Source organism: Candidatus Nesciobacter abundans (assembly GCF_008189525.1).
GTDB classification, from domain to species: Bacteria; Pseudomonadota; Alphaproteobacteria; order CAJXXZ01; family 1604HC; genus Nesciobacter; species Nesciobacter abundans.
This window is the reverse complement of the sequence record NZ_CP043314.1, coordinates 576,317-601,299: the sequence shown is the minus strand read 5'-3', so window position 1 is coordinate 601,299 and position 24,983 is coordinate 576,317. Positions and strand designations below refer to the sequence as shown.

Here is a 24,983-nt window from a genome sequence, read left to right as displayed (position 1 = left end):
AAATCATCATTCTTTTACATAACATTGCGTATAAGAGTATATTTTGGTAAGTTCTTTGCAAGATCTCAGGAGGGATGATGACAAGTAATTTGGATAAATTTACATCTGGAGCTAGTGCAAAACAGAGTGCTAACGCTAACGGAAGTACGAACAAGGCAAGCAAATCAAGCACCATGAGCAAAATGAGGAACATACTGAAACTGTGTACGCTTGCACTTACAGCCCAACACACAAACACGGTTGACATCCCTAAACTACACGACACCCCTAACGAACATGGTTGTTTTTATCATTTTAAGTACAAAGATGCTCAAAAACCGGATGGAACAGCAGCAAAGGTTTTGGATGCATATCATGTAGAATTTGATTTAGATGATGTTGATACATCTGATTTAAGAAGAAATCCAGAAATGAAGTTTTTTGTTGTAAATCTTTTAATGGAATTGGAATTTATAATAGAAACAGAATCCGATTTTATGACTAAAGATAATTATTACAAAAAAATGCATAGAGTAGAATCAATAGCAGAGTCAGCTGAAGATCAAGAAGATTACAACCTGGTTCTAAGCTTAATAAAAGAAAAAGGATTCTCTGAGGAAGATTATCATAAAAATTTATCCAGAGACAACTTGTACACTGCTATGTCATTTCTAGTTAATATGCATAGCTTAGTTAATGACTTTAATTATCATGATTATATTGATGCAAAGGATATGGTTGACAAAAAGTCTAGACCAGAAGTAAAAAGCAAAAAAGAATTGGATAGTAAAATAGAATATTTGAACAACACCACAAATGACGTAGAACAATGGGTAGATAAAGATTCAATATCAAGATGGTTTTCAACTAATAGAATAAAATCCATAAATAACGGATTAGATTACAGTGAAACTCCAAAAACAGTTAAAGAATTAGATGAACTGAATTTATTTTCTGTAGAAATCTTTAGATGTAACCAACAAATTGGCCCATTAATAAGACTTGCAACTAATTTAATCGACTTAAGACTTAGATTGGAATATAAGCAAAATGAAGATTTGGATGTTTTAAGGAATCTAAAATGGATACCTGGGTTAGAAAAACTGCAGTTAAAACTAACTTTGAATTCAAAGGAAGATATAAATTTGCCATATGAAATGGGAGATATGGAAAACTTAGGATCATTATCCGTTAATGTAGATGGAAGTGGAGATGGATTTGCATTGATTCCAAATTCTGTATCTGGGTTACAAAACCTAAGACATTTAGAGCTAACAAGAAAAACAAAGTATAGCAATGGATTTAGCAAGTGCTCTAATCTACAAGAAATAGATGCTCATGTTCCTGCAGAGCTAGATGAAAATTTTAACAGCTTAACAAATTTGGTTGTGGCATCATTTATGGCAGATACATATTTAAAAACAGATATATCTCTACCTAGATTGGAAGTGTTAAGGATCCCAAATGCAAGATTGAAAGAAATGCCTGATTTTTCTGGGTGCTCTAGATTAGAAGTGTTAGATTTAGGAAGCACACAAAGAAGACATCTTGGTGGATCTGAAAAAAGATCAGTTGGTAATTTGTTGACAAGCATGGAAGATGTAGAGTCAAAACTTCCTAAAAACTTGCAAAGGCTATTTATAGGAAACTGGATCAAGAAAATTATTCCTCTGCCATCACTTACTGAACTTAAATTACTATCTATAGGCATAGATTATGGATATAAGGTAGATAAAGATTCTGTTATGGATTGGGTTAAGAATCAGGAAATATATATTATGATTGAACAGCCAGAGACAGAACACGATATGAAAAACAATGGAAACTGGGATCAGATCTATAAATATATGTTGAAAAACAAAAGATCTAAATTAAATAAAAACAAGGATAACTTTATTTAAATAGCATGATTAAACAAAATAAAGAGAAAAAGAAAACTAAAGACGGTGAAGTTTCTGCACAGAAAAGTGCTGAATCTCAAACTACCGATCCAGATATAGGAAGTATATGTCAGATATACGATGAGAAGTGGGGCGAGACGGTAAGGAACGTAAATGCAGGTACGTATCAGAAACTGATGACGCTTACAAATTTCGGTACAATTGAAGAACTCGAGATAGAGGAAGAATTATCGGAACCTTATACTATAAAAGGTAAGTGTTTCTTTTGGGAAGAGATATATGGCGACGTAGTTGGTATGGAGCCGAAGGTCACATTGGCAACAGAAGGTAAAACAAGATATTGGCACGGAGTTATAACTGAGTGGATCGAAGGTGGAACTGATCTTAAGGATGAAAGATATTACTACGAATTCGAGATGCGACCAAAATTATGGTATAGGATGCAAAGCAGGCAAAACAAGATACATGTGTCGGATAAGGGCATGCGTGTTAAGGAGCTGGCAAGCAAACTAATCGAAGATGCGATGCAGAATAACAAGAATACGAAAGTAAAATTTGAGCAAAAGTACGATGTTAATTTCGCAAAAGTGAAATCAGCTCAAAATAATCCAAACGGACCGTTAATAGAATATGCAGTTCAATATGAAGAAACTACATATGAGTTTTTTCAAAGGTTACTGAGCAATCATGGTATATTTTATTACTATAAACATGCGAAAGATGGAAGTAAAATCATATTCAAGGATAACACTTCCAAAATGGAACCTATTACAGGCATACGTAAGATTGAAATAGGTGATAATGACAAGGTCGAAGCTAATTATGACAACTTGTTCTTATCTAAACAGGGATCAGATGAAATAAACAGCCCTTTTGTGGATACATGGGGAAAAGTAAACAGATATGCGATAGGAAAACAAAAGGCAAGAGGTCGAAATTACGAAAAAGCAGGTATCGAGGTAGAATTCGATAAACTTGGAAAAGTTGAAGAGAAAAAGCATGAGGGAAATGCTGAAGAAGGCTTTGAAAATAATGAATACTTCGAAACATTAACTGACCCAGATGCTGCAGAGGACCATGCAAAGCATATTACTGACTCATCAGAGTCTGTAAAAACTCAATATAAGTCTGTGACAAGTAATTTTTTGATTAGCCCTGGATATTTGTTTGAGCTAAAATCTGCCCTAGATTTATATCAACATACAAAAGTTTACAAAACTGAAAAGAAAAGTAAAATAAAAAAAATTAAATCAGATGTTAAAGCAGCATCAAAAAGAGATCTTCCTGATCAGGTAAAAGAAGTCATAGATAATAAATACTATGCTAGAAAAACTAAGCATAAACTGTTTTTGAAAAACCCAGAAATGGCAGAAGAGTCGTTAACTGACCCTTTGTACAAACAACAAAATATAAAAAGCAAAGCTGGTCAAGTAAGTGGGTTTGAATATTCTTATGTAAATGAATCTATTTTCCTGAAAGAGAATACAGTTTTTAAAGTGCTTCCTAAAGTAAAAAGACAAATATTAGGATATCAATCTGCTATTGTGGTAGGGCCTGATAATGCAGAAATCAACACTGATGACTTAGGTAGAGTGAAAATAAAATTCAACTGGGACAACGATGATACGCTTTCTTATTCTGAAAGATCTTGCTGGGTGAGAGTCGCACAATGGGGAGGATCAGGCGCTGGATTTGGAGGCTCTTACATACCTAGAGTTGGACAAGAAGTAATAGTTACTTATGAAAATGGAAATCCAGACAACCCTATTGTTATAGGTACGGTATTTAATAGCATAAATTCTAATCCATATGATTTGCCAGATGATTCTCATAAAACTGGATTGAGAACCAAAACAATTGATGATGAAAAAGAAGATTTTGGATTCAATGAAATTACTATATCTGATAAAGCTGAAGAAGAGCAAATTTATATCCATGCACAGAAAGATTTACTTACAGAAATAGAAAATGACAAAATTTTGCTTGTAAAACAAGGGGATATTGATACGCAGGTAAATAATGGAAATATAGAAATAAGCACTCTAGCTGAAGATGATGAAAAGCAGGGTGATTATAAAATAACACTAGAAAAAGGGAGCAAGGAAATTTCTCTATTATCCAAGGGAGATGAGAAATCACATCATAAAATAGAAATCTCCAAAGGTGATTTGATAGAGAAAATCACAGAAGGAAATATTTCTAACGAAATAGAAAAAGGTAATTTGGATATGAAATTGGCTTCAGGAAATTTGAGTACAACATTAGAAAAAGGTGATTTATCAATTTCATTATCAAGTGGGGACTTTAAATCTGATATAAAAGGGAACAAGTCAATTAGTATAAAGTCTGGTGATTATACAATATCTATAAGTGGAGGTGCTATAAAAATTTCTGCAGATGGAATTAATATGGAATCTAGCAAATCTGTAGAAATTTCTTCGAATGCTAATATAAGCTTGAAATCTTCGGGACAAGTTTCAATAGAAGGAAAAGCGGGAGTGTCTATAAAAGGAGCTAAATTGGATTTAAAGGCAGACACAATTGCTAATATAAAGGGTTCAATGGTAAAAATAAACTAATGAATATAACAAAAGAACAAATAGTCGATTTTTATAAGCCTTGTGGAGCAGTCAAAGAATCAGATCAAAGTGATTTAGATTATAATGAAATAAGGGATAAAGAAGGAAATCTGGTACAGAGATACTATTCCAAAGCTGGAGAAAAAGAAGGCGAAGAGACTCTTTATGAGAAAAGTGTCATAACGAGACGCACAAATTATTCTGGTAATAAGATGAATGGGCCTATGGAAATATATGAATCTGGGAATTTATTAATGATTACAAATTATAAAGATGATTTGATGCACGGACCTGTGTACGTATTTGATGCAAATGGAATATCTAATAAGGGTAATTACAAAAATGGAGAGAAAAGCGGGCTGTTTTTGGTTTTCGAAAAAGGAGAATTGTTAAAACAAGAAATTTTCCAGAAAAATAAATTGAATGGTTTTTCTGTGACTTTTTATCCGAAAACAGGTTCTATCATGGAGTCTGGAATGTATCTTGAAGATTTAAAAGATGGGCAATGGACTGTATATGATCCAGAAGGAAAAATAATCAAGAAAACTTATTTTGAATCTGGCGTAGAGATGGGTTAGTATTTTCTTACTACAGTTGAAATATTTTGTTGATAATTCTGATTTTGTATGTTTATGTTTTTGTAGTTTTATCACTTATCAATCTTTTTAATTGTAAGCTCTAGTAATCAGATTTTTTAAATAAGTGGAATTTAGCTTAGGCAGGAATAATTGTCTTCGACTTTATAATAATAAAATATACCATGATTGCTTAGTAATCTTTGGAAGAAACCGTAAGTAGTTTCTTCATATTGCACAGCATATTCTATCAATGGTTCATTTGGATTATTTTGAGCTGATTTCACTTTTGCGAAATTAACATCGTACTTTTGCTCAAACTTTACTTTCGTATTTTTATTATTCTGCATCGCATCTTCGATTAGTTTGCTTGCCAGTTCCTTAACACGCATGCCCTTATCCGACACATGTATCTTGTTTTGCCTGCTTTGCATCCTATACCATAATTTTGGTCGCATCTCGAATTCGTAGTAATATCTTTCGTCCTTAAGATCAGTTCCACCTTCGATCCACTCAGTTATAACTCCGTGCCAATATCTTGTTTTACCTTCTGTTGCTAATGTGACCTTCGGTTCCATGCCAACTACGTCGCCATATATCTCTTCCCAAAAGAAACACTTACCTTTTATAGTGTAAGGCTCAGACAGCTCTTCCTCTATTTCTAGTTCTTCAATTGTACCGAAATTTGTAAGCGTCATCAGTTTCTGATACGTACCTGCATTTACGTTCCTTACCGTCTCGCCCCACTTCTCATCGTATATCTGACATATACTTCCTATATCTGGATCGACGGGTTCTTCATCAATTATGGTTTCTTGCTGCTGTTCTACTTCCTTTGCTTTTTCTTTTTTTTCCTTAGTAGAACGATCTCCTCTTGCTCCCACTGAATTAAACCTTAAAGATCTTTTCCATGCGTTTGTACCTTGGGTGTTCTTTTCTCATCCAGCTTCTCTTTTGGTTTTCTTGGTATCTCTTTAATTTCAACCACTCACCATCTTCTCCTGGAATCTTGCAGTTGTATTGCAATTTCTCACCTGCATTAAGTGGATGTAGTAACTCGAAGAATAGCTCATTTTTCTTAACATACTCAGTCAAACCTGATTTAATACTGTACTTAAAATCAACTCCAAGTCCAATATACATCAACTTCTTACAACTCTTAAATACAGACACGTCAACTTCGTTGATTCTGTTTCCAACCCAAACTTCACGTAGCTCAGGACATTCGGACAAGTCAGATACGCTAGTAATTTCATTACCACCTGCAAATATAGGCAATTTTGCTCCAGGTTCTAAAGCATGCTCTAATCTTGCACTTCCTAGATCTAAGTATCTTAATTCAGGGCAGATAAATTGGGGCATTTTCTCTATGTCTGCACTAGGTGCAACTAGAGATTGTAGTTCCCATAATTCTATGGTTTCAGGCAACTCTACTTTACCGCTTAGTTCTAAGTGAACAAGCTTGTCCAGATTACTTAAGCTTTTGTCTATCTTACCTTCAGATTCTACGAATTTAATTTCGCGTAATCCCTTAATGCCATGGATCTGGTTTGGATATCCTTCAACTCCGCTTAAATGTAAGCATCTTAATTTGCTTAAACTACCAATTTCTTCAGGAAGAACGATTGCATCATCTACGTTTATGTTGGTAATTCCAAGGTATTGTGTGTTTTTTAACAAACCCAAGTGCTTTAGGTGGTCTGATTCTGTAACTCTCAATTTCACATACTCTAAGTCTTGTGCAAATCTCATCCAGTACAAATGATCAGGGCTAGTGATATCCAAATGTACATACCTTAAAGCCAATGCATATTGGAAAATAGGACCGATTCTGTCCAAGTTTCTTAAATCGGGGAAACTATTGTATTGAACAACTTTGCAGGTTCTCTCTTTTAATTCTCTTTCATCTCCAGCCCAAACTAAATTGTCTGTTTTTGTATTTGCATCGAAATATGATACATACATAATATTTGAATCACGTTCGCAAGGTTTATTTTCATAATCAGTTTCTGAATCTTTAGTAGGGATGCCTTGATAAATAAATGCACTGTTATCTAACTTTATAGATACTTTAGATTTTTTGTCATCTTCATAAGCATGTCTTCCAGAGTACCATCTTTGCAAAAATGTAGATTCATCTGGCATTTTAGCTGCTTCTCTTTGTCTTAATCCATATCCTACCAAATTATGCATAACTTTTAAATTAAGATGAGTTTTCTTTCCAAATTCATGCTCATGGTTTGCATTTTTTATTGAATCTTTTATTTTGTTTAGATCCTCTTCTCCATATTGGTCAATCATCTTGCCCCAGATCCTTTTTGAGCGAATCAAGCAATCAAAAGAATCTCTAACATTACAGGTAATAACAGTTTGTCTGTAATCTTCTTTTGAGTATCCATGACCTAGTAGAACTTCTTCTTCCCATTCTCCGTCTCCCATAACTTCCTCTATTTTAGGAAACTTGAGCAAGAAGTCATTTTCTAACCCCTTTTTATAATCAACTTCAAGAATCTTTTCTAGTTCGTGTCTTAAGAAGGCAATCAATTTTATATCTTCTGAGCTGTATTTGCTTTGCTCATACATTCCTTCCAAAAGTTCGTAGGTTTCATTCTGTTCCAGATTCAATGTTCCTTCAACGTACTTAAAATGATAAAAACAGCCATGTTCGTTAGGGGTGTCATGTAGTTTCGGGATGTCAACCGTGTTTGTGTGTTGGGCTGTAAGTGCAAGCGTACACAATTTCAGTATGTTCCTCATTTTGCTCATATTACCCATTTTATATTTGTTTGTAATCATATTTTTTGCCTCCATCTATTTTAGCTGACCATTTTCTTTCAAGATTTTTGCCATATGCTTATATCTAGCATTTTTATTTCTTACCCAATTTCTTTTTTGATTTTCTTGGTATCTCTTCAATTTCAACCATTCACCATCTTCACCTGGAATCTTACAGCTGTATTGAAGTTTTTCTCCTGCATTAAGTGGATGTAGTAACTCTAAGAATAGCTCATTTTTCTTAACATACTCAGTTAATCCTTGCTTGATATTATATTTAAAATCAACTCCTAATCCTATGTACATCAACTTCTTGCAATTCTTAAACACTTCAACATCAACTTCGTTGATTCTGTTTCCAACCCAAACTTCTCTTAATTCTGGACATTCAGATAAGTCAGATACGCTTGTTATTTCATTACCACCTGCAAATATAGGCAATTTTGCTCCAGGTTCTAAAGCATGCTCTAATCTTGCACTTCCTAGATCCAAATATCTTAATTCAGGGCAAATAAACTTAGGCATCTTTTCTATGTCTGCACTAGGTGCAACTAGAGATTGTAGTTCCCATAGTTCTATGGTTTCAGGCAATTCTACTTTTCCACTTAGCTCTAAATGAACAAGTTTATCTAGGTTGCTCAAACTTTTATCAATTTTACCTTCAGATTCCACGAACTTAATTTCACGTAATCCTTTTATTCCATGAATCTGGTTCGGATATCCTTCAACTCCACTCAAGTGTAAGCACCTTAATTTGCTTAATGTGCCGATTTCTTCAGGAAGAACGATCGCTTCGTCTACGTTTATGTTGGTAATTCCAAGGTATTGTGTATTTTTCAACAAACCTAAATGTGTTAGATGATCTGATTCTTTTACACGCAATTTCACATATTCCAAATCTTGTGCGAATCTCATCCAATACAAATGATCAGGGCTTGTTATATCCAAATGAACATACCTTAAAGCCAGTGCATATTGGAAAATTGGACCTATCCTATCCAAGTTTCTCAAATCTGGAAAGCTATTGTATTGAACAACTTTGCAGGTTCTTTCCTTAAGTTCTCTTTCATCTCCACACCATACCAGATTATCTGTTTTTGTGTTTGCATCGAAATAGGATAAATACATCAAATCTGTAGAATTATTATATTCTATAGGTTTTTTCTCATAGTCAGTTCCTGAATCTTTAGTGGGTATGCCCTGATAGATAAATTTGCTATTATCCAACTTTATAGATACTTTAGATTTTTTGTCATCTTCATAAGCATGTCTTCCAGAATACCACCTTTGCAAAAATGTAGATTCACCTGGCATTCTAGCTTCTTTTCTCTGTCTCAATCCATATCCTATGGAATTAAGCATAGCTCCTAAGTTTAGATAGGTTTTCTGACCTAGCTCGCATTCATGATTTGTATTTTTTACTGAATCTTTTATTTCTTTAGCAGTTTCCTCATCTTCTTGTTTTATAATTTTGCCCCAGATTCTTTTTGTATATTCCATATAAGAAATAGCATCTCTGACGTTACAGACTATATCAGTTTGTCTATACTCTTCTTTTGAATATCCATGACCTAGGAAAACCTCCTCTTCCCATTCTCCATCTCCCATAACTTCTTCTATTTTTGGAAACTTTAGCAAGAAATCATTTTCCAATCCTTTTTTATAATCAATTTCAAGTATCTTCTCTAGTTCATGTCTTAGAAATGCGATTAATTTAATATCCTCTATGCTGTATTTACTTTGTTCATACATTTGCTCTAAAAGTTCAAAAGTTTCATTCTTTTCTATGCTAAAAGTTCCTTCAACGTACTTAAAATGATAAAAACAACCATGTTCGTTAGGGGTGTCGTGTAGTTTAGGGATGTCAACCGTGTTTGTGTGTTGGGCTGTAAGTGCAAGTGTGCATAGCTTCAGTATGTTCCTCATTTTGCTCATATTACCCATTTTATATTTGTTTGTAATCATATTTTTTGCCTCCATCTATTTTAGCTGACCATTTTCTTTCAAGATTTTTGCCATATGCTTATATCTAGCATTTTTATTTCTTACCCAATTTCTCTTTTGGTTTTCTTGGTATCTCTTTAACTTCAGCCACTCACCATCTTCTCCTGGAATCTTACAGTTGTATTGCAATTTTTCACCTGCATTAAGTGGATGTAGTAACTCGAAGAATAGCTCATTTTTCTTAACATACTCAGTCAAACCTGATTTAATACTGTACTTAAAATCAACTCCAAGTCCAATATACATCAACTTTTTGCAACTCTTAAACACAGACACGTCAACTTCGTTGATTCTGTTTCCAACCCAAACTTCACGTAGCTCAGGGCATTCAGATAAATCTACTGCTTTGGTCATTTCATTACCACCTGCAAATATAGGTAATTTTGCTCCAGGCTCTAAAGCATGGTCTAATCTTGCACTTCCTAAATCTAAATACCTTAATTCAGGGCAGATAAATCTAGGCATTTTTTCTATATCTGCGCTAGGTGCAACAAGAGATTCTAGCCCCCATAATTCTATAGTTTCAGGCAATTCTACCTTACCACTTAACTCCAAATGTACCAATTTATCTAAATCACTTAAGCTTTTATCTATCTTACCTTCGGATTCCACGAACTTAATTTCACGTAATCCTTTAATTCCATGAATCTGGTTTGGATATCCTTCAACTCCACTCAAGTGTAAGCACCTTAATTTGCTTAATGTGCCGATTTCTTCAGGAAGAATGATTGCATCATCTACGTTTATGTTAGTAATACCTAAGTATTGTGTGTTTTTCAACAAACCCAAGTGCTTTAGGTGGTCTGATTCTGTAACTCTCAATTTCACATATTCCAAGTCTTGCGCAAATCTCATCCAATACAAATGATCAGGGCTTGTGATATCTAAATGAACATATCTCAATGCCAGTGCATATTGGAAAATTGGACCGATTCTATCCAAGTTTCTTAAATCTGGGAAGCTGTTGTATTGAACAACTTTGCAGGTTCTCTCTTTTAATTCTCTTTCATCTCCAGCCCAAACTAAATTGTCTGTTTTTGTATTTGCATCGAAATATGAAACAGACATAATATTCGAATGACGTTCGCAAGGTTTCTTCTCATAGTCTGTGCCTGAATCTTTAGTAGGAATTACTTGATAAATAAACGCACTATTATCTAGTTTTATAGATACTTTAGACTTTTTATCGTCTGCATAAGCATGTCTTCCAGAGTACCATCTTTGCAAAAATGTAGATTCATCTGGCATACCAGCTGCTTCTCTTTGCCTTAATCCATATCCTACCAAATTATGCATAACTTTTAAGTTTAGGTGAGTTTTTTTCCCTAATTCGTATTCATGGTTTGCATTTTTTACTGAATCTTTGATTTTGTTAAGATCTTCTTCCCCATATTGGTCAATCATTTTGCCCCAAATTCTCTTGGCACGAATCAAACAATCCAAAGAATCTCTAACATTATACCCAGTAATAGTACTGTCATAATCTTCTTTTGAGTATCCATGTTCAGCTAAAACTTCTTCTTCAAGCTCACCATCTCCTATTATGCCCTTTATTTTTGGAAATTTAAGTAAGAAGTCATTTTCTAGTCCCTTATTGTAATCAACTTCAAGGATTTTTTCTATTTCATGTCTTAGAAACGCAACAAATTCTATGTCAGATTTGCTGAATTTATGCATTTCTACCATTCCATCTAACAGATCTACCAATCCACTTTCATATTTTGGCAATCCGCTTTCATATAAATCCAAAGTTCCATTTTTTGTATATTTCAAATGATAAAAACAACCATGTTCGTTAGGGATGTCGTGTAGTTTCGGGATGTCAACCGTGTTTGTGTGTTGGGCTGTAAGTGCAAGTGTGCATAGCTTCAGTATGCTCCTCATTTTGCTCATAGTGCTTGATTTGCTTGCCTTGTTCGTACTTCCGTTAGCGTTAGCACTCTGTTTTGCACTAGCTCCAGATGTAAATTTATCCAAATTACTTGTCATCATCCCTCCTGAGATCTTGCAAAGAACTTACCAAAATATACCCTTATACACAATGTTTATGTTTTTATAAGTATAATTTATGTCGTTTATAAATAAAAAATGAAATGAATTTCTAGGAATAAGAATATCTTTTTTTTTATACTATTCTGATTTCAGGGGCTCTACAAAATGTTTATCTAATTTAAGATATTTAATCTTAATATAGAAATTGTACGTAACGCTTGTCATGAGAATAATTAAAATAATAATTTATGATAATTAATTAGTTTGTTTAGAATTAATATTGAAATAAATTGATGGAGATTATTGCTTGTCTTCTTCGTTTGCATCGAATGCATAGTTGTCATCATCTTCATCATCTTCAAAAGCTACAGCCTGATCTGTGTAAATCATTTTAGCTTCATTAAGTAAAGATTCTATGTCCAAAAGACCTTGCATATACTCTTTTAACGCTATGTAAGATAGTTTTTCAGAATGCTTTGTTTCTACTCTAGGATCATCTCCTGCAAACAGTTGCTTAGCTCTTTGAGTTAATGCTGAAACAAGTTCATACTTGGTGTATTTTCTGTCTTTAAGCATGTTTAACCTTGTACTGCTTTGAACCTAGGAAATCTCTTATTTATTATTCTGATCTTTCCACGTCTTCTGATCATTTTAGAATATTTATTTCTTGACACTAAGCCTTTTAGAGAACTGAATACTTTCATAACAGTCATTCTACATGAAAAACAGTAGAAAACAATATTCCAAAGATATATATTTATAGTTTTAATAACATATAATTTTAGTATGAAGATGCAGATCCAACATATCCAAACAGCTCTTCAGCAATCTTTTTCTTTACTAATGTTTCTTTTTTATGTTCTTTCATTTTCATTTTCTTTGGAAGCTTGCCTTTTCTCAATTCTACAATCTTGTTATTGCTGATCCTTACGCTCATCCAATTTCCTTTTGCAGTCTTAGAAAAAAGACTGTTTATGTAAATCAGATCTACGTAAAACCATGTGTTGTTATCTAGCGGATGCTTTATTGCACCTTCTCCATATTTACTGATAAATTCTGTTTTTGTCATTCCTATTAATTTGCCTTTTGGGCAGTTCATATGTTTCTCTTCTTCACATCCTTGAAGAATAAATACAAGGGAAGATATTAGTAGAAGTTTTGTGAATATGTTTTGTTTGGAGTTTGTGCTATAAAATAAATTCTTCGTATTTATCTTATTAACTATTGTCTTTGTTAAATTTTTTATAAAACTTGTTGCTTTTTTTATGAAAATCATTACTTGCTCCACATCAATTCCACTTTATCAAAATTATCTACAATTTGCTTTAGTTTTGCAATTCTTTCCTTGATTTCCTCTTTGATTTCAGTAGGAGCATTTTCAATAAATTGCTTATTCTCAATTTTCCTTTCTGCGTCAGAAAGATCTTGATAAGATTTCTCTTTCTCTTTCTTTATTTTATTTTTTAACTTGTTTAGATCTTTATCTAAGAAATTTATGTATAAAACCCCCTGTTGCAGCGGGTAAGGTGTCATGTCATTTTTAGGTTCTTTTGAAGGATGGATTTTAAACCCAGACAACTTTTCAATTATATTATAAAACACTTCATCCTTTTCTACATTTGACTCTAAATGGGATTTGGAACCCTGTATAATATTTTCTCCTACATGATCCTGCTTTATGTTTACATGATATATAATTGAGTTCTCTATTCCCAATACACCTTTGCAGTATCTTATTGAATCTGTAATTTCTGTAATTTCTTTTATATAATCCAATGTTTTAGACTTTATCAATGTTTCGTTTTCTTGGTTTTCTTTTTGAGATTTCTTTTTTAATATTGAATCAAGAATAGAATCAAAGCTGCATGATGTATTACATGGTTTGTTGGTCAGGTTAGAATTATATGCTTTAGTTTGTGGGTTTATATTTTCCATAAGAGAGAATATCTCTGTACTTAGAACAGGCATAAATGGATTCAGTATTCTTATTAACTCTTTAAAAGATTCTGTTATTACAATCTTTGTCTCCATAGAATGTTCTGAGTTAAGCATACTCTTACATCCTTCTATGTATAGGCTGCAAAAATCTTCCCATATTAGTTTATATATTTCGTTTGATGCTTCATGTATTTTCCATTCACTTATAAAATCAAGTATTGTTTTCCTTATATCAGAGATTTTTAATACTATAAAAGAGTTCCATGGATGAAGATTTTCAGGCAAGTTATAACTACTTTCTTCTTGAGGTATGTTTTGTTTTTTTATTTCTTGTGAGTCATGTGTTTGGCTTGATTCTCCTGATTTTAGATTATCTTCCATGTTTTCTGGAGTGTGTATATTTACATCAAATAGCTCTGAACAGTTTGATTTTATAAATTTAAATACATTCCATATTTTTATACAGAAATGTCTAGATTTTTCTATGTTTTGTTTCCCGAATTTTACATTTTTACCAGGAACAGAAGAGGATAGCAGGGCGTATCTCAATACATCAATTCCTTCTTCTGCAATTATATCTAAAGGATCCATTGCATTGTTTTTAGATTTAGACATTTTCTTCCCAAAGCTATCTTGAACTAGTCCATGTAAATATATTTGCTTGAAAGGAATTTTTTTAGAAAAGAATTTACAAAACATAATCATTCTAGCAACCCAGAAGAATAATATATCGCTTCCAGTTATTATGCATTCATTTGGATATTCTTCATTTTTTGGATCTAAGCCCTTGCTTAGTTCCTGAGTTGATTTCTGATTTAGTTCCTGGTTTAGTGAGTTTGTAAATATGCTATTTATTTCTTTAGAGTTTACTAAAGGCCACAAGGCAGAAGAAAACCAAGTATCCAAGACATCAGTTTCCTGTGTTAGAGAATCATTCTTTATGCCTATGTCTTTAGCTATTTTTCTAGCTGACTCTATGTCTTTAGCAACTATAAATCTCTTTTCAAAATTCACCTGATTCAAAAATTCATGATTCAAGTTTGCATTTTTACTAAATTGTTCATTGTCTTTATTTATTTGCCCATAATCGGATGTTAAATAATTTGTTCCATGTTTTTTGTAACTATTATATTTCTCTAAATCATATATATGATTATCATCAAAATACCACACAGGTATTTGATGTCCCCACCATATTTGTCTGGATATGCACCAGGGCTGTATGTTGTTCATCCAATGGTTAAATATCTTAATATAATTCTGCGGAAATACTGCAATATTTTGTATATCTTCTTTTGCTTCAGAAGCCATGCTGTCCATATCTAAGAACCACTGCTTAGTAGCCATAGGTTCTAATATAGATCCAGATCTATCTCCGTGAGGAATGATATGTTTTATCTTTTCTTCTTTTACTAATAATTCTTTGTCTTTTAATTCTTTTATTATTTTTTTTCTAGCTTCTAATCTATCTATATTTTGTAATGATTTTGGTACTGAATCTCCTGATAATTTTCCGTACTTATCTATAATATTTTGTACCTCTAGGTCATGGTCTTTTCCTATTTCGAAATCTAGGAAATCGTGTGCAGGAGTTATTTTTACAGCTCCAGATCCTTTTTCCATATCACATCTTTCATCTGAAATTATAGGAATTTTGATATCTGTCATTGGAATATATGCAGATCTTCCTATAAGGTTTTTATACCTTTCATCGTTAGGATTTACGGCTATTGCTTTATCTCCGAACATAGTCTCTGGTCTTGTAGTGGCAACTGTTACGAAGTTTTCAGAAATAGGCTCTTCTGTAGTATTCTTTGGTGAATCTTCTGATAAAGAGTTTTCAAAATAATATTTTATATAATACATATAGCCAGTGACTTCTTCATTTCTTACCTCTAGGTCTGAAATGGCAGTTTGCATCTTTGTATCCCAATGTACAATTCTATTATCTTTGAATATCAATCCTGATTTATAAAACTTACAAAAAGCTTCCGATACAGCCTCCTGTACATCTTCATCCATAGTGAATTTAGCTTGATCCCAATCTAGCTCCAAACCAAGTTTCTTTAATTGATCATATATATTATCTTGATACTTTTCTTTCCATTCCCAAACTTTTTCTAGGAACTTTTCTCTGCCCAAATCTTCTTTTTTAATATTTGATTCTAGTAATAATTTTTCTACCATTATTTGTGTTGCAATTCCTGCGTGATCAGTTCCAGGGATCCAGGATATTTTATTGTTGTTAAATGACCTTTCATATCTAACTTTTAAATCTTGAACAAAAGCATTTAGTGCATGTCCTATATGTAGTTTTCCGGTAATGTTTGGTGGAGGTAAAACCATTCGAGATTTGGATTCATATTTTGATGATTTTTGAAAAGGATCTGCTTTGGAGAAGAAATTTTTCTCCATGTTCGTTACTGATTTAGAATAATTCATTTATTTTGCCTTCTCTAATTCTATATTATTTTTTGTTTATTTGTAATTTTCGTTATGAATGTTATATCTTGCTCTTTTTTAATAAAAAAATTGCTTAATTAAATGGGTTTGAGTTCTGATAGCTTAAAATATTTTTAAGAACTTTCTTTTAGAATAGAAGATAATTCTTTTTTGACACATTCTTCTACATAATTCTTAACCATAGTTTCTGTTTTAGATTCTACATAATGCCTGTAGGATTCTATGTAAGACTCTATAGATTCTTTTATTATTGACTGCACAATATCTATGTTTTTCTGTAGAAAATCCATAACATGATGATCTTTTACTACATTTTCATTTAATGAATAGCTAATATATTTACCTATTTTGTCCATATTTTCTTCAGTCCATTTTTGTACCAAAGGTTTTACTAAGGATTTGATTATATCGCTATCTAAGCTGATTTTTTCTTCTTTAGTTACATATATGCTTTTTCTATGATTAGAATCGCCCATAATCTCTCTTAATTTTTCTACAGAGCTTTGTAAGCTTGGATTGATGCTTTTATCATTTAAGCTTTCTGTTTTAAGTTCTAAGCTATACTCTTGTTCAGTTCTTTTTTCCTCATCATGTGTTTGAGACTCTATGTCACTTTCCAATGGATTTAGGTATGTAGGTTTTTGATTAGATTTATCATCTTGTGATCTCTTGTTACCATCTTTTGAGTTTTTTATTCTGGAAACGATTTCTTCTATAGATAGGCTCATCACGGAATATTACCATAATAACCTTTAATATCAAAAGATTTTTCTACATATAAATTTGACTTTATGAGAGTCATTTAATTATGTGTATAAAGTTGTTTAATGCTGCTAAATTATTTTGTCTTCTGATTCACAAATGTCTTTTAAACAGCAATTTTTGCAATCAGGTTTTTTGGCTTGGCATACATTTCTTCCATGCCAAACAAGTAAGTTATGAGCTTCTAGATTTAGTTTTTCAGGAACTATCTTTAGCAAATCTCTTTCTACTTTCTCTGGAGTCTTTTCTTTTGTAAGTCCAAGCCTTCTGGATACTCTCAGCACATGGGTATCCACTGGCATAGTCGGTTTTTTGAATGCAAAGTTAAGAATTACGTTTGCAGTTTTTCTTCCTACTCCAGGTAATTCTATTAATTCTTCCATTGTGTCAGGGACTATAGAATTATATTTTTCTGCAAGAATTTTGCTAGCTTCTATTATATTCTTTGATTTGTTTCTATACAGACCTATTGATTTGACAAGATCTATTAGTTTTTCCAATCCAAGTTCAATCATTCCTGATGGAGTTGAGGCTACTTTAAATAAATTTGGTGTGATTTTATTTACTTGCTCATCTTTTGACTGCGCAGACAATATTACTGCAACAAGCAATGTGTAATGGTTTTCATAATTAAGGGCTATAGTTTCAGGGAGTTTGCTTTCACTTAGCTTCTCGAATACTACGCTGGATCTTTTCAGTATATTAGCCTCTTCTGTTAAGTTAGGTTTATCTAGAGTGTTAGATTTTTTCTTTAATGAAGTCATGCATGCTATATATACCATTTTTTTTCTGTTTAGTGAGCCATATAGCAGCATTTATTGCTCCTATTGCGTAAGATTCTCTATTTAAAACCTGGTGCTCAATTCTTACATTTTCAGAACTGCTAACTCCAAGAATTTGATTCCATGAAACCATATCTCCTTTTCTGATGCTCCAGATAGATTCTAGATTTATATCTCTATTTAACTTTTTCATTGTTCCAGAAGGTTTGTCTTTTTTGTTTTCGTGATGTACATCTCCAGCTACAAAAGAAATATCTTTATCTTCAGAAGAAAGTACTTTCATTGCTATTGAAAATAAATTCCATATTAACGAAGTATTTGGAGCCCACATTATTGGAGTGGATTTAGAGTATGAATTATAATCTTCAGGTTCATGATTTCCTGTTGTTCCTATAAGTATTGGTATGTTATTAGAAGCTGCAAATTTACAATGTGAAGGAGTGCTTTCGTAATGTGAAAAATCTAATAATACATCACACCCTTTGGTGCAATTAATATCTGTAGAAATTTTTATTTCTTTAATCTCTTGTATAATATTTAGAATTTTACTTTCATTGACTAAATTTTCTTTGTACTTAATTGATTCTTTAGTTGATTCATATTCGGCAGTGAGATTATATTCTGCGGTGAGATCTCGTACGAATCCTTGTATAAGGTTATTTAATTCATTTATGTCTTCAGTTTTCCTTGCTATAAGAGAGTGAATCATAGCATTTTTATTATTATTGATTTGGTTACATTGTGTTGTATTGTTTCTTGTTTTATTTTCTTCTTTTGAGTTAATCAAATTGAGAGAACTATATGTATCTTTGAGCGCTTTTAGTGCTATTGCACTCCCCATTCTTCCATTAGCTCCAAGAATAGATATTTTTAGTATATTTTCTGACATATGCATATTAATGTATTTTGTCATATATTTTTTTATTTTTATAACTCGTGCTTGTGTAGTGTTTTGTTTCTTGCTTTGTGTTAATTTATTTGAATTATTTTAATGAGTTTAAATTGCTTGTATTTTGTATCTATTTGAATCATGTTACTTGTTAATCAAGAAATGGAAGGAGAGAGGTGTCAGTTTTAGTAGAAAAAATGAATTACATAATACAAGGATTCTTGGAAGCTTTTCCAATAAGTTCTTCCATACATTTGAAAATGCTTGGAATTTCAGAGCATTCAGTAGCTTTTATGCATGGATTTACAGGTTTGGCAGCTTTGATTTTCTTTAGGAAAAGAATACTAGAAATGGTTTTAAATTTTTTTAGTAACCCAATTTTGCATGGGAAGCCTGCTCTGATCATTGCTCCTAAAATTTTACTAGGGCTATTTCTTAGTAAAGTCATGAAATTAAAAATAATTCCTATAAATGAGATTTTCTCTATAACTTTATTCTCAGCGCTATTTTTCGTAAGTGATGTTTTTTGTGCTAAGAATAGGAAATTAGAAGAATTGAGTTATAAAGAAGTTTTGTTCGCAGGGATAGTCGGGCTTTTTGCATTTTTCCCTGGAGCTAGTAATCTAGGAACGTCTTATACTAGCTTTCGTATGCTAAAATGTACAAAAAAAGAATCCTTGATGTATTCTTATATTTTTTCAATTATTCCTTCTATTGGAGCATTTGTACTTAGCATATCTGATGTTAATTCTTTGTCTCACTTAAATAGTATGTTTGATACTAATTTTTGTTCTTATATTTCTAAAGTAAGTGTTTTAGGGGTCAATATTACAGCAGGTGTTAGCATGTCTGAAATATTCTGTATTATATCCTCAGTATTATATGTATTTGCGCAATCTTCACTTTTTTATATATTTGGGATACGTTTATGCTTCAAATTAATAAATTATTTATACTTTTTCTCTATATACAGAGTATTGGTTTTGGTAATTTATGCAATTTTTAAGAAAATTTAAAGAAAAATATATTTTGAATACAAGGAAGTCATTTTCTGTAAGAAAGATATTTTGTAAACATAGTGGAAGATATAGTGAGGTGTATAGTGGTGATAGCTATTCTAATAATAGAAAATATAGCTGTAATTATGCATCAAAGAATAAGCCTAGGTACAAAGTGTTCCTAAGCTATATTTTTAATAAATCTAGAAAGATATTTAAATCGAGTATATTTGTTTTCATTTTTATTCTACAAGGATGTGAAAATGAAGAGGTTTTATTTGAGAAACAACTGGAAGATCTAGTTAAGAATTACAGATGGAGAGATGCATCTAGGGTAATAAACAGAGGGTTGAACATGAATCCTAATTATACTCAGCTACATTTGTTAAATGGATTTATATATGAAAGGCTTGCTGAATCAGAGCCAGCCTATTCAGGATTGTCGTTGGTTGCGTACAAGAAATCATTAAGCATAGACCCAAATAATGTGAAGGTTTTAATTGCGCTTGGTAGGCATTATAGTATGAATCACAACTACAGTAAGTCTATGGATTTGTTTAGTAGAGTGATCATGCAAGATGAATACAACATAGAAGCACTATATGGGCTTGCTAATGCTTCATATGCACTTAGATATATTTCTGTTTCTAAAAATGCAATTGATAGGTTGCTCAATTTTGACTCATCGGAAAGAGTTTGTAGATTAGCTGCATTAATATATGCATCATATGGAGATAAAAAATGTTACGAATTTATACGTAAGTTTTCTGAGAAGACAAGTAACAAAGAAGATGTTAGCTACTTGTATGGTAGAGCAGAAGAATGGTTAGAGTTAAATAGTAAATTGAAAAATATAAACTATGCGAAAATACAAAGAGAAGAATCTAGGAAGAAAGAAATTAAAAAAGATCATCCTATAGATAACTTCGTTGTAGAATGTATAGTTCTAAGCTTTTCTGAAAACTCTAGATTTTCTAGGGGAAACAATATTTTAGAAGCTTTGCAGAACTTTGGAGATGAAGAAACTAAAGGATTAGGAATGAGAGTTTCTAATGGGAATTTGTTGAACAGACACGTTAACAAAGGATATGCTAATGTGGATGGAAAATGGATTTTGGATGAAAATAATACTACCAAATCTATTACCAAAGGATTTTCTATAGGTTTCGAAGATATAAGATATAATTTAAATATTGCCAATTCTAGTTCTAGTTTGGTGGATATAATGGCTAGACCTCTTATACAAATTACAAGAAATGGAAGGGGACACTTCTATTCTGGGGACAAGGTTTTTGTAAGTGCTGGAGGAGATGTGGGAAGTGCGCTTTCTTCAATACCTACAGGTATAAAAATAGATATACAATCTAGAGATGTTAACAAAGACAGTATATTTTTGAATGTTAAGGTGGATCTTAGTAAAAATTCATTCAAGAACTCTGCTGGGTCTGCTAATGATAGAGCAAATGTTATGACAGCAACAATGGAAAGTGACATAACTGCGAAAATAGGAAAAACCTATGCTATAGGTGGGTTGTACAGTCATATAAGTGAATATGGAAACACAGGAATACCTGGTCTAAAATCAGTTCCTATGGTTGATTTGTTTTCTGCAAAGAAATCTTCACTTGATGACAAGAAATCTGTAGTAATATTATTGACAATTAAAGATCCAAAAGAAAAAGCACAAGGAAGAAGTGTTGACCTTTCAGGGACTATTGGAATGCTGAGAAAATCTAGAAGATTTTTGTTTAAAGGCATACATCCTAAATCAGACTTAATATTAATGTCACATCAGATGTACCAAAGGAATGATATTAAGGAAATGAATGTAGATTTTATGGAAAATGATATAAATTACATTTTAAGATCTCTAAACAATTGATATAATATTATAATTAGATCTAATATGATTTTATATCATATAATCACGTTAGGGTTTGTATTAAAGACATTGCCAGCAAAGTAAAAAATCACTAAGCTTGTCTTACAAATGACTACCCCGCTAATAGAACAATATTTACACTTAAAAGAGCAGTATAAGGATTGCATACTATTTTTTAGAGTAGGAGATTTCTATGAAATGTTCTTCGATGATGCAAAAATTTCTGCATCAGAGCTTAATATCACTCTTACGAAGCATGGAAAGAAGCATCCTATGTGTGGCATACCATTCCATGCTAGTGATTCTTATATAAATAGATTGGTAAATGCTGGGCACAATGTTGCATTATGTGAACAGACAGAAACTCCTGATACAAAAGTCGGTAAAAAAGGGCCTCTTAAGAGAGATGTTGTAAGAGTCATAACTCCAGGGACAATAACAGAGACATCAATGCTTGACCCTAAATCACATAATTTTCTTTTAGCATGCAGTCCTGTTTCTAATGAACAAATAGGATTTGCTGTTGTTGATTTATCAACTGGAGATTTTTTCGTAGAAGATGTATTTAAGAAGGATTTTTCAAGTATTATTTCTAAATGGAACCCAAAAGAATTAATTATTCCTCAGAGTTTTCTGAGCGATGAGGATAGTTGGATGCAGGTTTTAGAGTGGCAAGATAAAGCAAGAATAATCCCAGACTTGAAGTACAATTTGCAAGAGTGTCAAGAGAATTTAAAAAAACTATATAAAATACATACTTTGGATTCATTTGGGTTTATGTCTAATAATTCTGTAATTGCAGCAGGGTCTATAGCAAGGCATATTTTCTACACTCAGAAATCTAACAGTCTTTCTTTAAAATCTATTTCTAAATTGAATAATAGTAATTTTATGATGTTAGATCAATTTACAAGGAATAATCTAGAAATAGTAAAAACTATTCAAGGAGAAAAGAAAGGTAGTCTAGTAAATACACTGGATAAGACCTTAACTTCATCAGGTGCTCGATTATTACAAATGAGGCTTTCATCTCCATCCAAAGAAGAGAAAACTATAAGAAATAGAATAGAAAGTGTAGACTTTTTTGTAAAATTTTCAAATCGATCTGCAGTATCAGATTTATTAAGGAACTATGGTGATATTGAAAGATCTTCAGGTAGACTTTTTCTAAAAAGAGGAGGGCCTAGAGATTTGCTAGAAATAGCGAATAGCTTACAGTCTGCAGCAATGATTTACCAAATTCTCAAAAATGAAGATTTAAGTGATGAATTAAAAAGAGAAGTATCTGAATTAAAAGATTTAGATAAGATTTATCCAATAATATATTCTGCTATAGACTCAGAGCCTCCTCTAAAAATAAGTGATGGTGGGTTTATAAAAAAAGGATACAGTGAGCAGTTAGATTCAATAAGAGGTTTAGAGCAGAAAGCATTATGTGATATAGAGATGCTTGAAGAATCTTATAAACAAGCTACAGAAATAAATACGTTAAAAGTAAGAAAAAATAGCTCAATAGGATTTTGCATAGAAGTTCCTGCGAGTCAGAGCTCTAAGGTTCCATATAGTTATATAAAGAAACAAACTCTAACTAATATTATTAGATATGTAACTCCGGAAATTCAAGATTTAAATGAAAGAATGGTTAGCTCTACTTTATTGGCATTATCAGAAGAGATAAAAATTTTCCAAGATATTTGTGATCATATTAAAAAATACAGGAATAGGATTTCTTTGGCGGCAAAAGCTATTTCTGTAATTGATGTTTCTCTTGGCTTGGCTGATTATTCTTTGCAGTATGATTATTGTAAGCCTTTAATAGCTCAAGGGAAGAAATTTAATATATCAAAAGGTAGGAACCCTGTTATCGAAAATATTTTGATGAAGAGTAATGAAGATTTTACAGCTAATGATTGTGATTTCGATAAAAATAAGTTCATGCTTATGACAGGTCCAAATATGGCTGGTAAAAGTACATTTCTTAGGCAAAACGCCCTTATAGTTTTGATGGCTCAAGCAGGATGTTTTGTTCCTGCAGAGAGTGCAGAATTAGGGATTTTTGATGGAATTTTTGTCAGGATAGGTGCTTCAGATAACTTAGGAAAAGGCATGTCTACTTTTATGACTGAAATGGTCGAGACAGCTATTATATTAAATAGCTCTACTGAGAATAGCTTTGTTGTTGTTGATGAAATCGGAAGAGGTACTTCTGTAGAAGAAGGGGAGGCGATAGCTTTTTCAGTTATGAAATCTCTTTCTGAAAAAAGATGTTGCACTTTGTTTGCTACTCATTATCACAGTTTGGCTGATATTTCTGCAAATGATTCAAACATAGATTGCTACACTATGGAAGTTCAATCTTGGGGAGAGAAATTGATTTTCAAGCATAAATTAGTAAAAGGAGCTTCAGATAGTTCTTATGCACTTTATGTATGTGGAATGGCTGGTATACCATCTAGTGTCATTGAGGATGCAAAGAGATTTATTGTAGATAGAGATAAAACACAAACAAGTAGTTAGTAAGATTTTCTTTAGATAAATAGTTCAAAAATATATTCTAAATTATGTTTATATATTAATCCAATCTAATTTATGACCACTTAAAAAACTACAATTATTTTACAAACTACATATATATATGAATGTATAAAAACAGTAAGTTTAACTTATAGAATTGAAATAGTTTCTGGAATTGGTTTTTTCTTTCCATGGATGTCTATTTAATTCTGCATTATATGGATCTCTAATATCTTTAGAGAAACTTCTCCTGCTGTACCAATTTCTAAGATATGCTTTAGCTATTTCTTTGTCTTTTATTTTCAATACATTTTCTACGTTTTTATGCTCTGCAGCGTTAGAAAAGTTAAAGCTTCCTGTTATTACAGTATCATCATCAGCTATAATTATTTTATTGTGAGCGATTCCAGGAACACGATCTATTAATACATCTATTCCATTTCTCATAAAAGATTTTATACAATTATTTATTTTCATATGACTTTTATCTAATAATATGAAAACTCTAACTCCTCTTTGTTTAGCCCTGTTTACTTCATGAGTAAGTTCTTCTGATGTCCAGCTATAGGCTTGTATGTGAAGGGTTCGCTTTGCTCCTCTAATAGCAGAGGATATGAATGGTATGCACTGAGATCCTGGTGTGAATCTTACACAAACATTTCCTAATTGCATTTCTGGTTCATGTTTTTTAAGAACAGAAAAAGATAAAGAAAGTATAGTTACTACTAAATAAGGCAATGATTTTAAATATTTCAATTTTTTATTCATACGCATTTAATATAAAACATATGTATGCAATAAAACAAATCAGAAACAAGCTAATGTGGAAAATCAAATTATGTACGTCTTATTTGTTGGAAATTATTTTGTGAATTTACTAGATGCTTTGTATATATGTATATATGATACTTGATTAAAGAGCTTTATGAAGATTGAATTAATGTAGGCTT

General features: G+C 32.0%; 18 protein-coding genes. 6 read left to right on the top strand and 12 right to left on the bottom strand.

Going from position 1 to position 24,983, the window contains the following annotated elements; translation table 11 throughout:
• The first annotated feature begins 74 nt into the window (after positions 1-74).
• From FZC36_RS02640 to FZC36_RS02630, 3 genes are read left to right on the top strand one after another with little or no spacing between them, the layout of a single operon-like run.
• Positions 75-1,880, top strand: a complete 1,806-nt coding sequence (locus tag FZC36_RS02640) for a leucine-rich repeat domain-containing protein (protein WP_148972429.1) — start codon at positions 75-77, stop codon at positions 1,878-1,880.
• A gap of 5 nt (positions 1,881-1,885) precedes the next feature.
• Entirely contained in the window at positions 1,886-4,459 is a 2,574-nt protein-coding gene (locus tag FZC36_RS02635; protein WP_148972428.1) for a type VI secretion system Vgr family protein, read from the top strand.
• Positions 4,459-5,037, top strand: a complete 579-nt coding sequence (locus FZC36_RS02630; RefSeq protein WP_148972427.1) for a toxin-antitoxin system YwqK family antitoxin — start codon at positions 4,459-4,461, stop codon at positions 5,035-5,037. The genes FZC36_RS02635 and FZC36_RS02630 overlap by 1 nt, the downstream gene beginning before the upstream one ends.
• 131 nt (positions 5,038-5,168) lie before the next feature.
• Here FZC36_RS02630 and FZC36_RS02625 read toward each other — a convergent pair whose 3' ends face one another.
• The 11 genes from FZC36_RS02625 to FZC36_RS02575 all read right to left on the bottom strand — a co-directional run bounded on the left by FZC36_RS02625 (position 5,169) and on the right by FZC36_RS02575 (position 18,663).
• Positions 5,169-5,918: a contractile injection system protein, VgrG/Pvc8 family gene (locus FZC36_RS02625; protein ID WP_148972426.1), complete on the bottom strand. Its 750-nt coding sequence runs from the start codon at positions 5,916-5,918 to the stop codon at positions 5,169-5,171.
• Between the two features lie 4 nt (positions 5,919-5,922).
• Complete coding sequence (locus FZC36_RS02620; protein ID WP_148972425.1) at positions 5,923-7,830, bottom strand: leucine-rich repeat domain-containing protein; 1,908 nt, start codon at positions 7,828-7,830, stop codon at positions 5,923-5,925.
• A 15-nt stretch (positions 7,831-7,845) separates the two neighbouring features.
• Positions 7,846-9,774, bottom strand: coding sequence for a leucine-rich repeat domain-containing protein (locus FZC36_RS02615; protein WP_148972424.1), 1,929 nt, complete (start codon positions 9,772-9,774; stop codon positions 7,846-7,848).
• Between the two features lie 15 nt (positions 9,775-9,789).
• Positions 9,790-11,805: a leucine-rich repeat domain-containing protein gene (locus tag FZC36_RS02610; protein ID WP_148972423.1), complete on the bottom strand. Its 2,016-nt coding sequence runs from the start codon at positions 11,803-11,805 to the stop codon at positions 9,790-9,792.
• A gap of 300 nt (positions 11,806-12,105) precedes the next feature.
• Positions 12,106-12,381 carry a DNA-directed RNA polymerase subunit omega gene (gene rpoZ, locus FZC36_RS02605; protein WP_148972422.1) on the bottom strand — a complete coding sequence of 92 codons (276 nt, stop codon included), beginning with the start codon at positions 12,379-12,381 and terminating at the stop codon, positions 12,106-12,108.
• A 2-nt stretch (positions 12,382-12,383) separates the two neighbouring features.
• Positions 12,384-12,509 carry a 50S ribosomal protein L36 gene (locus FZC36_RS02600; protein WP_148972421.1) on the bottom strand — a complete coding sequence of 42 codons (126 nt, stop codon included), beginning with the start codon at positions 12,507-12,509 and terminating at the stop codon, positions 12,384-12,386.
• A 77-nt stretch (positions 12,510-12,586) separates the two neighbouring features.
• The gene (locus FZC36_RS02595; RefSeq protein ID WP_148972420.1) at positions 12,587-13,081 is read right to left on the bottom strand and encodes a hypothetical protein; all 495 of its coding nucleotides are present in this window, start codon (positions 13,079-13,081) and stop codon (positions 12,587-12,589) included.
• Positions 13,081-16,185, bottom strand: a complete 3,105-nt coding sequence (locus tag FZC36_RS02590) for a valine--tRNA ligase (RefSeq protein WP_148972419.1) — start codon at positions 16,183-16,185, stop codon at positions 13,081-13,083. Before FZC36_RS02590 ends, FZC36_RS02595 begins: the two co-directional genes overlap by 1 nt.
• 134 nt (positions 16,186-16,319) lie before the next feature.
• Complete coding sequence (locus FZC36_RS02585; RefSeq protein ID WP_148972418.1) at positions 16,320-16,934, bottom strand: hypothetical protein; 615 nt, start codon at positions 16,932-16,934, stop codon at positions 16,320-16,322.
• A 105-nt stretch (positions 16,935-17,039) separates the two neighbouring features.
• Positions 17,040-17,732 (bottom strand): endonuclease III, encoded by a 693-nt coding sequence (gene nth / locus FZC36_RS02580; RefSeq protein WP_148972417.1) that lies wholly within the window; start codon positions 17,730-17,732, stop codon positions 17,040-17,042.
• A complete protein-coding gene (locus FZC36_RS02575) occupies positions 17,707-18,663 on the bottom strand; it encodes a dihydrodipicolinate reductase C-terminal domain-containing protein (protein WP_148972416.1) in 957 nt (318 codons plus the stop codon). The genes nth and FZC36_RS02575 overlap by 26 nt, the downstream gene beginning before the upstream one ends.
• Positions 18,664-18,815: 152 nt before the next feature.
• On the opposite strand from FZC36_RS02575, the gene FZC36_RS02570 reads away from it, so the two are divergent.
• From FZC36_RS02570 to mutS, 3 genes are all read left to right on the top strand, one after another.
• Positions 18,816-19,655: an undecaprenyl-diphosphate phosphatase gene (locus FZC36_RS02570; RefSeq protein ID WP_148972415.1), complete on the top strand. Its 840-nt coding sequence runs from the start codon at positions 18,816-18,818 to the stop codon at positions 19,653-19,655.
• A gap of 13 nt (positions 19,656-19,668) precedes the next feature.
• Positions 19,669-21,519 carry a hypothetical protein gene (locus FZC36_RS02565; RefSeq protein ID WP_187440109.1) on the top strand — a complete coding sequence of 617 codons (1,851 nt, stop codon included), beginning with the start codon at positions 19,669-19,671 and terminating at the stop codon, positions 21,517-21,519.
• Positions 21,520-21,627: 108 nt separating this feature from the next.
• Positions 21,628-24,036 carry a DNA mismatch repair protein MutS gene (gene mutS, locus FZC36_RS02560; RefSeq protein WP_148972413.1) on the top strand — a complete coding sequence of 803 codons (2,409 nt, stop codon included), beginning with the start codon at positions 21,628-21,630 and terminating at the stop codon, positions 24,034-24,036.
• A gap of 141 nt (positions 24,037-24,177) precedes the next feature.
• Here mutS and FZC36_RS02555 read toward each other — a convergent pair whose 3' ends face one another.
• Complete coding sequence (locus tag FZC36_RS02555; RefSeq protein ID WP_187440108.1) at positions 24,178-24,801, bottom strand: phospholipase D-like domain-containing protein; 624 nt, start codon at positions 24,799-24,801, stop codon at positions 24,178-24,180.
• Between the last annotated feature and the right edge of the window lie 182 nt (positions 24,802-24,983).